Source organism: Kutzneria sp. 744 (genome assembly GCF_000568255.1).
In the GTDB taxonomy this organism is placed as follows: domain Bacteria; phylum Actinomycetota; class Actinomycetes; order Mycobacteriales; family Pseudonocardiaceae; genus Kutzneria.
Genome location: NZ_KK037166.1, coordinates 9,696,026 through 9,708,217, shown reverse-complemented (window position 1 = coordinate 9,708,217; position 12,192 = coordinate 9,696,026). Strand labels below are relative to the sequence as shown.

The window sequence follows — 12,192 nt, the reverse complement described above, 5'->3', positions numbered from 1 at the left end:
CGGCGATTCTGGGGTGGCGGGCCACCCCCTAACATCGGTGAAACCCCTAACCTTCGACGAGACCTGGCGCCTGTTCCAGCCAGTCGGCGAGCCCGCCCGGGTTGTCGCGCAGTTCCGGCGACGTCGTCGTGCGGACGATGCCGACGAGCTGGATCGCCCGCAGCCGCATGGCCGGGGTCGCCGGGCCGCCGCCCTCGGCCGCGAGCTGTTCGACGATCCGGTCCTCGAACTCCGCCCACATCCGCAGCAGGCCGGAACGCAGCGCCGGCGACTCGCCGTAGGCGCGGTGATAGCTCTCCAGGCCTCCCCCGGTCTCGGCCGCGGCCTCGGCCAGCACATCGGCGACGGCCCGGGCGGGCGAGACGCCGTCGGCCCGGGCGGCGAGGCCGGCGACCAGGCGGTCCAGCAGCTCGGTGTCCGCGAAGACCAGGTCCTCCTTGGACCGGTAGTAGACGAACAGCGTCTTGACCGAGACGTTCGCCGCGTCGGCGATCTCGGCGACGGTGACCTCGTCGTAGCCGCGCTCGGCGAACAGCCGCTCGGCGGCCTCCCGGATGGCGCGCCGGGTGATCGCCTTCTTGCGTTCGCGCAGCGACTCCATGACCGACATCATACCTCCTTGACTCACTAAGGTAAGTCACTTACGTTTTATAGCGAGTCACCTAAGGAGGACGCTATGAGCGACATCGCCATCCTCGGCGCCGGCCCGGCCGGCCTGGCCGCCGCGCGGCTGCTGCACCTGCGGGGTATCGACTGCGCCGTCTACGAGCGAGACGCCGACCGGCACGCCCGCACCCAGGGCGGATCGCTGGATCTGGGCACGGAGAGCGGTCTCCGAGCGATCACCGCGTGCGGGCTGGCCGAGCAGTTCGAGCGCTATGCGCGGCCGCAGGGCCAGCACACCAACTACTTCGACCGGCACGGCACGCTGCTGCTGGCGACCGACGCCGAGGACGACGACGAGGCGCGGCCGGAGATCGACCGGCTCGAACTGCGATCCATGCTGCTGGACTCGTTGCCCGCCGGCACCGTGCGGTGGGGTTGCGAGGCCGCTGACGTGTCACGGATCGGGGATCGCTGGCGGATAGCGCTCTCCGACGGCGGTCACGTCGACGCCGACCTGGTGATCGGCGCGGACGGCATCAACTCGCGGACCCGCCGGCTGGTCACCGACGTGGTCCCGGCCTACACCGGCGTCACGTTGATCGCCGGCGTGATCGCCGAGCCGAGGCCCGACTCGTACGCCGCTTCGCTGGTCGGCGAGGGCGCCGGCCTGGCCTTCGCCGCCGATCAGGCGTTTCTGTTGCAGCGCAACGGGGACGGCTCGATCCAGGTGTACTACACCCAGCGCCGGGCCGAGGACCCGCGCCGGGCGGTCGGCACCGTGCTGCACGATCCCGCGTTCATCCGGGCCGAGCTGGACCGGGAACTGGCCGACTGGTCGCCGCGGATGCGAGGAGTCCTCGACGAGGTCGAGGCGCCGTTCGTCTGGTGGCCGCTCTATGTCATGCCGGCCCGGCAGAGCTGGCGTGAGCACTCCGGCGTCACGTTGATCGGCGACGCCGCCCACGTGATGCCGCCGTACTCCGGACAGGGCGTCAACATGGGGCTGCTGGACGCGTTGGAGCTCGATGGAGCGCTCTCCGAGCACCCCGATGTGGACGCCGCCGTTGCCGCGTACGAGAAGTCCATGCTGGCCCGGATGGAACCGATCATCGGCGCCACGACGGCGTACGAGAACCTCGTGCTGAACCCCGACGGCCCGCAGGCCCTGCTGGACCTCGCTCGGACGGGAGGTCGCTGACATGCTCGCCGGGAAGACAGCGGTGATCACCGGCGGCTCCAGCGGCATCGGGCTGGCCACAGCGCGGCTGTTCGCCGAGGAGGGCGCCACGGTCGTGGTCGTCGGCCGCGACGAGGACCGCTTGCGCCGCACCGGTTTCGACTACGTCGTCGCCGACCTCTCCCATGGCGCGGCCGGGCTGGCCGCCGGGCTGAGCGGCCGCACGATCGATGTGCTGTTCTGCAACGCGGGTGCGTCGAACGCGCCAGAAGTGTTCGACACCAACGAGAAGTCCTTCGACGCCGTCATCGACGTGAACCTGAAGAGCGTGTTCTTCACGGTCACCGAATGCTTCGACCTGCTGGCCGACGGCGCGTCGGTGATCCTCACGTCGTCGGTCGGCTTCCACCGCGGCTTCAACAGCGATCCCCTCTACAGCGCGGCCAAGGCCGGGGTCCGGACGCTCGGCCGGGGTTTCGCCGCGCAGCCGGAGTTCCTGCGCCGCCGCATCCGCGTCAACACCATCAGCTACGGGGCGGTCGCCACGCCCATGACCGACCATCCCCTGCTGCATGAATGGGCAGCGTCGACCGTGCCGATGGGGCGGGTGGCCGATCCCGCCGAGGCCGCCGCGCCGGCGCTGTTCCTGGCCGGCGCCGGATCGACGTACATGACGGGCTCGGAGATCGCGGTGGACGGCGGCCTCACCCAACTCTGAGGGCTGTGGCAGCCTGGGAGCATGAGCAAGGGGGCGATTCTCGGTTCGGCGGCCTTGGCCGCAGTGTCCGCGGTCCGTGCCACGCGCACGATCGCGACCTGGCGGACGGTCGAGCCGCTGCCGGACACGGCAGTCGACGGCGGCAAGGTCAGCGTGGTCATCCCGGTGCGGGACGAGGAAAAGACCATCGACGGCTGTCTCGCGTCGCTGCGCACGCAGCGGCACGCCGACCTGGAGATCGTGGTGGTCGACGACGCGTCGACCGATCGGACCGTGGAGATCGTCCAGGAGCACGTGGACGCCGATCCTCGGGTGCGCCTGATCCGCACCGACGGGCCTCCGACCGGCTGGGCCGGCAAGGTGCACGCGATGTTCCAGGGCGTGGCCGAGACCAGCGGCGACTGGCTGCTCTTCGTCGACTCCGACACGGAATCCGCCCCCGACCTCGTCGGCAAGCTGCTGGCCGCCGCCGCCCGCGACGACGCCGACCTGATCACCACCCCTGGCCGGCCCACCCTCGCCAACAGCGGCTGGTGGCTGCTGCTGGCTCCGACCAACGTGCTGCTGTTCGAAAGCGCCAGCCCCAACGGCAGCCGGGGCAAGGCCGTCGGCATCGGGCACTGCATCCTGGTGCGACGGACCGCGTACGACAAGGCCGGGGGCTGGAGAGCGCTCTCCGGTGAGCGGGCCGATGACGTCGCCTTCGCCACCGCCGTGCGCGACGCCGGCGGCCGCACCCGGCTCGTCGACGGCATGGACTCCCTCACCTCGTCCGGCCTCGACTCCTTCGCCGACGTCTGGCGCTCCCAGCGCAAGAGCGCCGTCGCCGGTGGCGCCATGGTCGGCGGCCCCGCCGTCGGCGCCGCTGTCCTGGGCCTCGCCGGCCTCGCGCACGTCGGCTACGGTCTCGCCCCCGTGCTCATGTCCTTGCGTGGCCGCGGTTTCCCCCGCCTCGCCGGCCTCGCCGCCTGGGCTGCCCAGTCCGCCGCGCACCGCTCGTACATGCGGGCCTGCCACATGTCCACCGCCACATCGGTGTTCGCCCCCGCCGCCAACGCCACCTTCGGCGTCCTACTGCTCGACGCCGCCTGGCGCTCGCTGCGCGGCGGCGACCTGTGGAAGGGCCGCGACATCCGCTAACGCCAAGTGACCCGGCCGTTCACCTCGCGCAGCACTTCGGCGACGGTGTCGACGGCCCTGCGCATCCGGCGTTCGTTGGTCAGCTTGCTCATCTTGTGGACGCTCAGGTCGCCCTCCCGCTTGGTGAGCACCGTGGCGAGGGCGCGGAGGAAGACGTAGGCGTCCGAACGCAGGTCGCCCGGGTCGGCCTGCCGCACGTCCACAGTCATCCGCGGCTCGCACTCCGGCGGGTTCCGAGGCCAGTACCGCTCCGCGCGCATCGCGTCCGTGCCCTCCGCGTGGATGTAGGTCACCAGGTCGGCCGGATCGTGGAACAACGCCACCTCGCCCTGATCCCCCAGGAACGCCGGAGAGCGCTCTCCGAACTGGTCCAGCGCGACGATGGTGACCCCGGTGCCACCCGGAAGCGTGATCTGGACCGGCAGGGTGTCCCGGTCCTGCCAGTAGTCGCGATCCTGGTAGCCGGGCTCGAAGTCCTCGCGCAGCGTCGTCACCGCCTCGACCTGCTTCATGGCGTCCTCTACCGACGACGGGTCGACAACACCGCAACCGTCCACCACGAGCAGGCATTCCATCCACAGCATCGCCGCCGCGTCGTCGTCCGCGTCGGACTCCAGCATGCGGGCGAAGTCCGCCTCGTAGGCCGGCTCCTCGGTCGCCGCGTCGAACTCGTCCAGCCGCCCGGCCAGGCTGTGCGGCTCCCCCGAGGCCAGGAAGTTGGCGATGCCCTCGCGGCTCGGGAAGACGTACAACCCGCCGTCGACCGGGCCGAGAACCCGCGCCACGGCGTCCTCGTCGATCTCCACCACGGTGACGCCGATCAGTTCGTCCAGCACCACGTTGACCAGCGCCAACCCCGGCGGCAGCAGCCCCGGGTCCCCCTCGTCGTCCATCCGCCCATGGTAGGCGCGGGACAGGCTTACCGAAGTGTGAAAGGAGGCTCACCGGTGGGTTCTCGGCCGGGCGTGGTGGTAAGCCTGGGGTATGTCCGAAGAGCGTGACGGCCGGACGGCCGCCGATCTGATCGTGGAGTGCCTGCTGGCCGAGGGTGTCGAGGTGGTGTTCGGCATACCGGGCGAGGAGAACATCCGGCTGACCAACGCGCTGGACGCCTCGCCGATCCGGTACGTGCTGACCCGGCACGAGCAGGCGGCGTCGTTCATGGCGGAGATGTACGGCCGCGTGACGGGCAAGGCCGGGGTGGTGTCGGCGACGCTGGGCCCGGGGGCGATCAACCTGCAACTGGGCGTGGCCGACGCGACGACGAACTCGACGCCGCTGGTGGCGCTGTCGGCGCAGGTGGGGCAGTACCGCGAGTACAAGGAGTCGCACCAGTTCGTGGATCTGGTGAGCCTGTTCGCGCCGATCACGCAGTTCTCGGGCAGCGTGCCGTCGGCGGGTGCGGTGCCGGAGATGCTGCGGCGGGCGTTCAAGACGGCGCAGAGCGAGCGGCCGGGGGCGGTGTACCTGGCGGTGCCGGAGGACGTGGAGATCGAGGCTGCGCCGGCCGGGGCTGAAGCCGTTGCCGCGCAACGTGGTGTACCCGGAGGCTCCGTCGGCGAGCCAGGTGGAGCGGGCGGCGGCGATCCTGCGCGAAGCGCGGAATCCGGTGCTGCTCGCCGGGCACGGCGCGGCGCGCAACCACGCCGGCGCGGCGCTGGCCCGGTTCGCGGAGCACACGGGCGTGGCCGTCGCGACGACGTTCCACGGCAAGGGGGTGCTGGCCGACGATCACCCGAACTCCATGGGCGCCATCGGTTTCATGCGCCGCGACTACGCCAACTTCGGCTTCGACCAGGCCGATGTGATCGTGGCCGTCGGCTACGAGCTCCAGGAGTTCGACCCGGTCAAGATCAACCCGGACGGCGACAAGCAGATCATCCACATCCACCGGTTCCCGGCCGAGGTGGACGCCCACTACTCGGTGGCGGTGGGCATCGAGGGCGACATCAGCGGCTCCCTCGACGCTCTGCGCGAGGCCGTGCCGGCCCGTCCGCCGCACACGGGGGCGGCCAAGATCCGTGAGCTGGTGGCGGACGAGCTGTTCCGCGGCCAGCAGGACGACCGGTTTCCCCTGTCGCCGCAACGGATCGTGGCCGACACCCGGGCAGCGCTCGGCCGTGACGACATCGTGCTGGTCGACACCGGCGCGGTGAAGATGTGGATGGCCCGGCTGTACCCGACCTACGCCGCCAACACCTGCCTGGTCTCCAACGGCCTGTCCACCATGGGTTTCTCGCTGCCGGGCGCGCTGGGCGTGAGCCTGGCCCGGCCCGACCGACGGGTGCTGGCGGTGACCGGCGACGGCTCGTTCCTCATGCACTCGCAGGAGATCGAGACCGCCGTGCGGGAGCGCATCCCGCTGACCGTGCTGGTGTGGGAGGACAGCGGGTACGGCCTGATCGAGTGGAAGATGCGGCTGGAGACCGGCACGGTGTCCAACGTGCGGTTCACCAACCCGGAGATCACCCAGTACGCGGCCAGCTTCGGCGCCACCGGCTACCACATCACCCAGGCCGACGACCTGCTGCCCACGCTGCGCAAGGCCCTCGACGACGACGGCGTGTCCATCATCGTCGCGCCCGTCGACTACGCGGAGAACATCAACCTCACCGACCACCTGGGCGCGCTCACCGACCCGCTCTAGGCCACCAGCCGCAACGGCTCCTCCAGGGCCGTGACCAGCGCCGCCATCCATTGGGCCGCAAGGGCTCCTTCGGTGGCGCGGTGGTCGACGGACAGCACCAGCGTCAGCTGCGTGGCGACCCGGAGCTCGCCGTCGACGACGGCGGGCCCGGGTTTGCCCGCGCCGACGGCGATGGCCGACTGCGGCGGGTTGATGATCGCCGCGAACTCGTCCACGCCGTACAGGCCGGGATTGCTCACGACGATCGTGCCGCCTTCGAGATCCCGTTGCGTCAGGCGGCCTTCGCCGGCCTGCCGGGCGAAGGCCTTGACCTGGTCGGCGATCGCGCTCAGTGTCAGGCCGGAGACGTTGCAACGCGAGGCGGAGCCACGGCAGCGGCTGGCTGGGCAGCGATCTTGCCCTGGGCGACGGCGGCTGCCACGTCCTTGCGCACGATTCGGCCGTTGGGGCCGGTGCCGCCCACCTGGTCCCGCGGGATTCCGGCTTTCTTCAACAGCTTCCGGGCCAGCGGACCGGCGAAGATCCGCTCGGCGCGTGGCTGATCCGCGGCCTGCGGCGGCTCCTTGGGCTGAGGCTGCTCCGCGACAGCATCGCCGCCGAGCTCGGCCAACACCGAGGAAACGTCCTCCCCCACCGCCCCCAGCACGGCGATGGGCGCGCCGGCCTCCACAGTGGACCCGCCGTCGACCAGACGCCGCAACAGCACCGCAGACGCCTCGGCCTCCACTGCGGCCTTGTCGGTCTCCAGCACGGCCAGGGCCGCGCCGGCCTCGAAGGCGGTGTTCCGGCACCAGCCACTCGGTCAGCACGGCCTCGGGGGAACCGGCGGCGATCTCGGGCACCCGCAACAAGCTGGCCATCAGCCCCTCCTGATGCGGTGCAGGGCGGCAACGACCTCTTCGGTGCGGGCGACGGCAGCCCGCTCCAACACCTTGCTGATGCTGGGCGACGCCTCGCCGCCGGTGACCCGGTCGACGGGGGCGTCGAGCCGCCCCGGCCGCTGCTGTAGCCCTCGGCCAGGCCGCAGATCTCGGCCAGGGTGCGCCGCAGCACCGTGCGCAGTCGTCATCCAACGCCGGCAGCTGCCCCGGCTTGGGCGTGCTGACGTGCGCGAACGCCTTGGCCAGGAGGTGGTGGTGGCCGCGGTGCGAGCCGTTGACGTAGTCGTCGCTGCGCAGCGGCGCCCCCGAGCCGACCGCGCCGCCCTCCTGCCCGATGCTGGAGGGCCGGCCCGTGCACGAGCCCCTGGCCGGCCAGCTCCAGCACGTGTTCCTCGAAGGATCGGATCCACTGCGCGTGCCCGAGCATCGGAGCAGCAGGTCGCCGTCGGCCTCGTCCCAGTCCTGCCCGGTGGCGCGCAGCTCCACCCAGGGCCCGCCGGCGGCCAGGTCCTCATGGACGGGCATTCTCGCCTCTATTGGATCCAATCGGCCTCACTTGCCGTACACTGTGCGAGGTCCACACGAGCATTGTCAGCCCGATTGGATCCAATAGAGGTCGGAGCGCCCATCCCGGGAGTGACCGGCGTCGATTACATCGGCGTCACCGTGCCGGACCTCGACCAGGCCCACGAGTTCTTCGTCGACGTGCTGGGCTGCGAGTACATGTACCGGCTCGGCCCGTATCGCGACGACGGCAGCTGGATGAGCGAGCACATGGCCGTCGACGACCGGACCGTGATGCGCCAGCTGCGCTTCTACCGGCTCGGCGGGCGATCTTCGAGGTCTTCCAGTACGAGGCGCCCGAGCAGGCGACCCGCCCGCCGCGCAACGCCGACGTCGGCGGCCACCACATCGCCCGCTACGTCGAGGACATGGACGCCGTCGCCGACCGTGCTCGGCGACCCGACCGCCAGCCGGGGGCCGAGCGGGAGCCGGCGGTGGGTGTGCTTCCTGTCGCCGTGGGGGATGCAGTGTGAGCTAGTGTCCTATCCCAACGGAAAGGCCTTCGAGCACCACCCGGAGGCCTTCGACTGAAGGGATCCCCAGCCGTGGCCGTACCCGCCGGCGTGGCCAGCCAGCGCGTCGCCGACGAGCTGCGCGAGCGGATCCTGGCCGGGCGGCTGGCCCCCGGCACCCGGATCATCCAGGACGAGCTGGCCGACGAGCTCAACACCAGCCGGCTGCCGGTCCGGGAGGCGCTGCGCATCCTGGAGTCGCGCGGCCTGGTCACGCTGCGGGCCAACCAGGGCGCCCGGGTGACGTCGATGGACGTGCGCGAGTGCGAGCTCAGCTACAAGATCCGCGAACGGCTGGAGCCGTTGCTGCTGGCCGAGTCCGCGCCGCGACTGTCCGATGAGGACATCGACGCGATGACGGCCGTGCAGGAGCGGATCGAGGCGACCGAGGACGTCGAGGAGTTCCTGGTGCTGGACCGCCGGCTGCACTGGGCGGTGTACCAGCACGACGACGCCGGAGACCTGGCGGCCACCGTGAACCGGCTGTGGGACACCACCCAGCACTACCGGCGGGCGTTCACCCGGCTGGCCGGGGAGCGCAGGCGCTGGATCATCAACGGCGAGCACCGGCTGCTCATCCAGGCGCTGCGGGACCGCGACCACACCTCGGCCGAGCACATTCTGGAGCTGCACATTCGCCGGACGCGCGTGGAGCTGGTCAAACACCCAGAACTGTTCGTGCCCTGATGCGGGCGATTGCTCCAGCGACCAGGGCGGCAATAGGCTGTCATCGAGCCAGATCGATTGTTATGAGGTGCGATCGGTGCGGGAGCTCAGGCTGGGCACGTTCAGTCCGTCGGTGCTGGTCGAGGTCGCGGCCAGGACCGGCGCGCTGGCCAACGCCGGTCTGCGGGTGGTGGAGGTCCCGGCCAGCTCGTCGCGGGAGCAGTTCGCCGCGCTGATCGACGGCGAGCTTGACGCCGTCATGACAAATCCGGACAACGTCGTCGCCTATCGGTGCGTGCCCGACAATCCGCTCGGGCGGCAGGTGGACGTGCGCATTCTCGCCGCGCTCGATCGCGGCCTCGGCCTGTCGCTGTTCGCCGCGCCCGGCATCACCGAGCTCCAGGGCGGCACGCTCGGCGTCGACGTGCCCGGCTCGGGCTTCGCCTTCGTGGGCTACGAGCTGTTGCAGCGCCTCGGCATCAGCTACGGCATCACCGCGCTGGGCTCCACGCCGCGCCGGGCCACCGCTCTCCTGACCGGCGCCTGCACCATGACCGTGCTCAACGCCGGCAACGAGCTGCGGGCCGAGCACCGCGGCGCCCGCCGGCTGGCCACCGTGACCGACATCGGGCCCTACGTCGGCGCCGTGCTGGCGTCCACCGGAGATTCCCTGCAACGCAACGGTTTCGACCTGCGCAGCCTGGTCGGTGTGCTGCTGCGGACGGCCCGGGACATCGTCACCGGCCGCCGCCGGCCCGAGCTGCTGATGGCGGCCGTGCAGGACCGCCTGGAGTTCGACGAGTACCTGGCCCGGCGGCACATCGCCGTGCTCACCAGCCCTGCCACCGGTCTGACGCCGACCGGCCGGTTCCGCGACGCCGAGCTGAAGACCGTGCTCGAACTGCGGAACCGGCACACCAAGGCCGATCTCGACGGGCGAGCGGTGTTGGCCCACGGCCTGATCGACACCTCGCTGCTGCCCGGACAGTAGAAAGGGGGCCCGGCAGCGCCGGGCCCCCTTTCAACTGGGAGATCAGGAGATCGTGAACTTGGCGGCCAGCAGGTCACGCGGCCGCGAGGAGTGACCGACCAGCAGCTCGAAGTCGCCGGGCTCGACGATGCGGCGGCCGTCGGCGGTCACGAGCGTGCAGTCGGCCGCCGGCAGCTCGACGGTCACCCGCACGGACTCTCCGGCCGGCACGTCAACCTGCGTGTACGCCTTGAGTTCCCGGTCGGCCCAGGTCACCGAGGTGATCAGGTCGCGCAGGTACACCTGCACGGTCTCCCGCGCCGGCCGCGAGCCGGTGTTGGTGATGGTGACCTCGGCCCGCACGACATCGGCGGGGCCGACGGTCGGCGTGGCGATCGCCAGGTCCGAGTACTCCAGCGTGGTGTAGCTCAGGCCCTCGCCGAAGGCGAACAGCGGGTCCTGGGTCAGGTCGGCGTAGCGGTGACCGTGCTGGCCGCGGATCTGGTTGTAGAACACGGGCTGCTGGCCGACGTGCCGCGGCACGGTGATCGGCAGCCGACCGCTGGGCTCGACCAGACCGAGCAGCAGCTCGGCGATGGCCCGGCCGCCCTTCATGCCGGGGTTGAACGCCTGCACGACGGCGGCGGCGTTCTCGGCCGACGGCGGCAGCACAAGCGGCTTCGAGCTGATGACCACCACGACGACCGGCTTTCCGGTCTGCGCCAACGCGTCCAGCAGCGCGATCTGACCGCCGACCAGATCCAGCGTGGCCGTGGAGCGGGCCTCGCCGACCAGGCCGATCGTGTCACCGACGACCGCGACGACCACATCGGAGGCCTCGGCGGCGGCGACCGCCTCGGCGATCAACGCCGGATCGGCCGGCTCGGGGCGCACGACCTCGGGCGCGGGCTGGCCGTCCGGCAGCACCGGACCGTCCGGGTCCGGGCCGAAGGAGGCGATCCGAGCGCCGAGGGCGTAGTCGACCGTCCACTCGGGAGGGACGACCGCCCGCAGACCGTCCACGACGGTCTCGGTCAGGTGCCGGGGGTGGCCGTCCGGCAGCCAGTCGACCTGGCCGGAGGCGCCGGCCCAGTCGCCCAGCTGCGCGTCGACGTCGTCCGCGTTCGGGCCGACCACGGCGACCCGGACCTTGGCGCCGGCCAACGGAAGCGTGCCGTCGTTGGTCAGCAGCACCAGGCTGCGCCGCGCCATCTCCAGGTTTACGGCCGTGTGCTCGGCGCTGCCCACGAACAGCTTCTGCCGCTCCTGGTCGGGCACCCGCGGGTTCTCGAACAGGCCCAGCTCGAACTTCAGCGTCAGGATCCGGCGCACCGCCGCGTCGATGTCCTCTTCGGACAGAATGCCGCGCTCGACGGCTTCCCGCGCGCCCTCGAAGAACTGCGGCGTGGTCAGCACCAGGTCGTTGCCGGAGCGCACCGCCAGCGCGGCCGCCTCGGCGTGGTCGGCGCAGATCTGCTGCTCCCACACCATGCGGCCGACGTTGTCCCAGTCGGTCACCAGCGTGCCGGAGTACTTCCACTCGTCGCGCAGGACTTCCTTGAGCAGCCACTGGTTCGCGGTGATCGGCACACCGTCGATGGACTGGTAGCCGATCATGAACGTGCGGCAGCCCTCGCGGGCCACCCGCTCGAACGGCGGCAGGAACCACGAGCGCAGCTTGCGCCGCGAGATGTCGGCCTCGGTGGCGTCCCGGCCGCCCTGCGTCTCCGAGTAGCCGGCGAAGTGCTTGGCGCAGGCCAGGATCGCGGTCGGGTCGGAAAGCCCGTCGCCCTGGTAGCCCTTGACCATCGCCGACGCGTACTCGCCGATCAGGAACGGGTCCTCGCCGAAGGTCTCGTCGACCCGGCCCCACCGCAGGTCCCGCGCGATGCACAGCACCGGGGAGAAGGTCCAGTGCACGCCGGTGGTCGACACCTCGACCGCCGTCACCCGCGCGACCCGCTCCACCAGCTCCGGGTCCCAGGAGCAGGCCATGCCCAGCTGCGTCGGGAAGATCGTGGCGCCGGGCCAGAACGAATGGCCGTGGATGCAGTCCTCGCCGGTCAGCAGCGGGATGCCCAGCCGGGTTTTGCCGGCCAGGTCCATCGCCAGCACCAGGTTCTCCGGCGAGGTGTGCAGGATCGCGCCGACATGGAAGTCGTCGATCAGCTCGCGGACGCCGCCCCGGGCGTCGAGGTGGAGCATCTGACCGATCTTCTCGGGCAGCGTCATCCGGGCCAGCAGGTCGTCGATGCGCTCGGCGACGGGGAGGGCCGGATCACGGTAAGGCTGGTCGACCACCTGCGTTGCT

Annotated in this window: 13 protein-coding genes and 1 pseudogene; 8 read left to right on the top strand and 6 right to left on the bottom strand. The window is 71.1% G+C overall.

The features are described 5' to 3' along the window. Positions 1 to 46: 46 nt before the first annotated feature. Positions 47 to 610 (bottom strand): TetR/AcrR family transcriptional regulator, encoded by a 564-nt coding sequence (locus tag KUTG_RS44390; RefSeq protein WP_198047524.1) that lies wholly within the window; start codon positions 608 to 610, stop codon positions 47 to 49. A gap of 66 nt (positions 611 to 676) precedes the next feature. Between KUTG_RS44390 and KUTG_RS44385 the strand changes: the two genes are divergently transcribed. The 3 genes from KUTG_RS44385 to KUTG_RS44375 are packed head-to-tail and all read left to right on the top strand — an operon-like array spanning position 677 to position 3,641. Beyond that, entirely contained in the window at positions 677 to 1,804 is a 1,128-nt protein-coding gene (locus KUTG_RS44385; protein WP_043725793.1) for an FAD-dependent oxidoreductase, read from the top strand. A 1-nt stretch (position 1,805) separates the two neighbouring features. Beyond that, positions 1,806 to 2,501: an SDR family NAD(P)-dependent oxidoreductase gene (locus KUTG_RS44380; RefSeq protein ID WP_043725792.1), complete on the top strand. Its 696-nt coding sequence runs from the start codon at positions 1,806 to 1,808 to the stop codon at positions 2,499 to 2,501. Between the two features lie 21 nt (positions 2,502 to 2,522). After that, positions 2,523 to 3,641, top strand: coding sequence for a glycosyltransferase family 2 protein (locus KUTG_RS44375; RefSeq protein ID WP_084580519.1), 1,119 nt, complete (start codon positions 2,523 to 2,525; stop codon positions 3,639 to 3,641). Here KUTG_RS44375 and KUTG_RS44370 read toward each other — a convergent pair. Further along, positions 3,638 to 4,534: a hypothetical protein gene (locus KUTG_RS44370; protein WP_043725789.1), complete on the bottom strand. Its 897-nt coding sequence runs from the start codon at positions 4,532 to 4,534 to the stop codon at positions 3,638 to 3,640. The two genes, KUTG_RS44375 and KUTG_RS44370, sit on opposite strands and share 4 nt — an antisense overlap. A 91-nt stretch (positions 4,535 to 4,625) precedes the next feature. On the opposite strand from KUTG_RS44370, the pseudogene KUTG_RS64665 reads away from it, so the two are divergent. Further along, a pseudogene (locus tag KUTG_RS64665) lies at positions 4,626 to 4,928 on the top strand (thiamine pyrophosphate-binding protein); the annotation flags it as partial. Positions 4,929 to 5,163: 235 nt separating this feature from the next. Then, positions 5,164 to 6,288, top strand: a complete 1,125-nt coding sequence (locus tag KUTG_RS62390) for a thiamine pyrophosphate-dependent enzyme (protein WP_232241270.1) — start codon at positions 5,164 to 5,166, stop codon at positions 6,286 to 6,288. Here the strand turns inward: KUTG_RS62390 and KUTG_RS62385 are convergent. From KUTG_RS62385 to KUTG_RS62375, 3 genes are all read right to left on the bottom strand, one after another. After that, a complete protein-coding gene (locus KUTG_RS62385) occupies positions 6,285 to 6,611 on the bottom strand; it encodes a 2-oxo acid dehydrogenase subunit E2 (RefSeq protein WP_232241543.1) in 327 nt (108 codons plus the stop codon). The genes KUTG_RS62390 and KUTG_RS62385 overlap by 4 nt on opposite strands. 11 nt (positions 6,612 to 6,622) lie before the next feature. Further along, a complete protein-coding gene (locus KUTG_RS62380; RefSeq protein WP_043725781.1) occupies positions 6,623 to 7,039 on the bottom strand; it encodes an E3 binding domain-containing protein in 417 nt (138 codons plus the stop codon). Between the two features lie 108 nt (positions 7,040 to 7,147). Beyond that, the gene (locus KUTG_RS62375; RefSeq protein ID WP_084580517.1) at positions 7,148 to 7,357 is read right to left on the bottom strand and encodes a hypothetical protein; all 210 of its coding nucleotides are present in this window, start codon (positions 7,355 to 7,357) and stop codon (positions 7,148 to 7,150) included. Between the two features lie 448 nt (positions 7,358 to 7,805). Between KUTG_RS62375 and KUTG_RS44350 the strand changes: the two genes are divergently transcribed. From KUTG_RS44350 to KUTG_RS62365, 3 genes are all read left to right on the top strand, one after another. Continuing rightward, complete coding sequence (locus KUTG_RS44350; RefSeq protein ID WP_232241269.1) at positions 7,806 to 8,264, top strand: VOC family protein; 459 nt, start codon at positions 7,806 to 7,808, stop codon at positions 8,262 to 8,264. 14 nt (positions 8,265 to 8,278) lie between these two features. Then, the gene (locus KUTG_RS62370) at positions 8,279 to 8,932 is read left to right on the top strand and encodes a GntR family transcriptional regulator (protein ID WP_043725778.1); all 654 of its coding nucleotides are present in this window, start codon (positions 8,279 to 8,281) and stop codon (positions 8,930 to 8,932) included. A 76-nt stretch (positions 8,933 to 9,008) separates the two neighbouring features. Beyond that, the gene (locus KUTG_RS62365; protein ID WP_043725775.1) at positions 9,009 to 9,902 is read left to right on the top strand and encodes an ABC transporter substrate-binding protein; all 894 of its coding nucleotides are present in this window, start codon (positions 9,009 to 9,011) and stop codon (positions 9,900 to 9,902) included. 42 nt (positions 9,903 to 9,944) lie between these two features. Here the strand turns inward: KUTG_RS62365 and KUTG_RS44335 are convergent, their stop codons facing one another. Further along, entirely contained in the window at positions 9,945 to 12,182 is a 2,238-nt protein-coding gene (locus tag KUTG_RS44335) for an exo-beta-d-1,3/1,6-glucosidase (protein ID WP_043725773.1), read from the bottom strand. Between the last annotated feature and the right edge of the window lie 10 nt (positions 12,183 to 12,192).

Excerpts from the sequence above, each read along its gene's own strand:
- KUTG_RS44370 (WP_043725789.1), bottom strand. The coding sequence starts at position 4,534 with ATGGACGACGAGGGGGACCCGGGGCTGCTGCCGCCGGGGTTGGCGCTG.
- KUTG_RS44385 (WP_043725793.1), top strand. The coding sequence starts at position 677 with ATGAGCGACATCGCCATCCTCGGCGCCGGCCCGGCCGGCCTGGCCGCC.
- KUTG_RS62375 (WP_084580517.1), bottom strand. The coding sequence starts at position 7,357 with ATGACGACTGCGCACGGTGCTGCGGCGCACCCTGGCCGAGATCTGCGG.
- KUTG_RS44380 (WP_043725792.1), top strand. The coding sequence starts at position 1,806 with ATGCTCGCCGGGAAGACAGCGGTGATCACCGGCGGCTCCAGCGGCATC.
- KUTG_RS44375 (WP_084580519.1), top strand. The coding sequence starts at position 2,523 with ATGAGCAAGGGGGCGATTCTCGGTTCGGCGGCCTTGGCCGCAGTGTCC.
- KUTG_RS44390 (WP_198047524.1), bottom strand. The coding sequence starts at position 610 with ATGTCGGTCATGGAGTCGCTGCGCGAACGCAAGAAGGCGATCACCCGG.